The organism is Streptosporangium sp. NPDC049376, assembly GCF_044466505.1.
GTDB lineage: Bacteria > Actinomycetota > Actinomycetes > Streptosporangiales > Streptosporangiaceae > Streptosporangium.
On record NZ_JBITMT010000057.1, the window covers coordinates 1 to 1,248 of the forward strand.

A 1,248-nucleotide genomic window follows, 5' to 3' on the forward strand; every position below is an offset into this window, starting at 1 on the left:
GGCAGGGATCTCGCAATGGTCGGGCGTTGACTTTGTCGCAAGTTATGACGCACCATATTGATACAAAGCTTGCGACAAAGGAGGCGCTGTGACCCCCGAACCGTTACCGGACACCGGCCCACAGACGCGTGCGACCGATCTGCGACTGGCAGGCGAGTGGCTGACCATGCACGACCTGGCCGGCACCCGCCCGACCCCACTGCTGGCCAACCGGCTCGCGGTCCGCAGACGCGCCCGACTGGCCGCTCAGATCATCCCGGCCGTACTGATCATCGCGAGCGCGCTCGCCGCCGCTTCCGCCTTCGGCGGCCCCCCGCCGCATCGCCCACTGCCTCTGCTGGCCCTGACCGCACTGGTGGCCGGGCTGCTACTGGCCCAATCACTGCTCGACCGGTGGGTACGACGCGTCGACCAGCGGGCGGGCGCGACACTGTCCCGCAGGGCCACCCACCTGATCCAGCCCGGCTGGCGGGCCGTGCTCGGCAGACCGTACGCCGCCTTCGCGGCCGCCACGTCCGCCGGAACGATGGCACTGGCCGCAAGCGCCCTGGCCCTTCCCGACCCCACCCTGCGGCAACCGGCCGTCGTCCTGCTGATCGCCCTGCTCGGCGCGACGGCCATCACCGCCATGCAGTTGCGCCACCTGCTCAGGCACCCGGTCGTGGCGCAGGATGAGGAGTCGCTGACCGCCGACGTCATCATGCGCGTCGAAGACGCCCGCGAGCTCACCACCCCGAGCGTGCAGTGGTCACTGCCCATGGTGCTGCTGTTCGGCACCGCGCCCGGCTGGTGGGGCGCCGCCGCGGTCGCCAACGTGGTCCTGGGCATGGCCGCGTGCATCGCCCTCCGCGTCAGGACGCCGCCGAGCGCGACGGTGGCCCGGCGGGCCATGAGCACCCGATGATCGTCATCGACGCGGCCTCGCCGGTGCCGCCGTTCGAGCAGCTGCGGGCCCAGCTCGCCCGGCAGATCCAGGACCGCACGCTGGCCGTGGGCGCCCGGCTGCCGACCATCCGCCACCTGGCGGCCGATCTCGGCCTGGCCGTCAACACGGTCGGCCGGGCCTACCGGGAGCTGGAGGAGGCGGGGCTGATCGAGACGCGCGGGCGGGCGGGCTCGTTCGTGTCGGCGGCCGGGCAGGAGGGCCGGGAGCGGGCCCGCCGGGCCGCCGCCGAGTACGCGGCCGTGATCGCCAGCGTCGGCCTCGACGCGGGCGAGGCGATCCGCATCGTACAGGCGGCTCTGACG

General features: G+C 73.1%; 2 protein-coding genes. Both read left to right on the forward strand.

The features are described from left to right. Positions 1-88 precede the first annotated feature (88 nt). A complete protein-coding gene (locus tag ACIBVQ_RS40540; RefSeq protein ID WP_399184277.1) occupies positions 89-904 on the forward strand; it encodes a hypothetical protein in 816 nt (271 codons plus the stop codon). Further along, a partial coding sequence (locus ACIBVQ_RS40545) for a GntR family transcriptional regulator (RefSeq protein ID WP_399184279.1) occupies positions 901-1,248 on the forward strand: 348 nt, incomplete at its 3' end. The genes ACIBVQ_RS40540 and ACIBVQ_RS40545, both read left to right, overlap by 4 nt.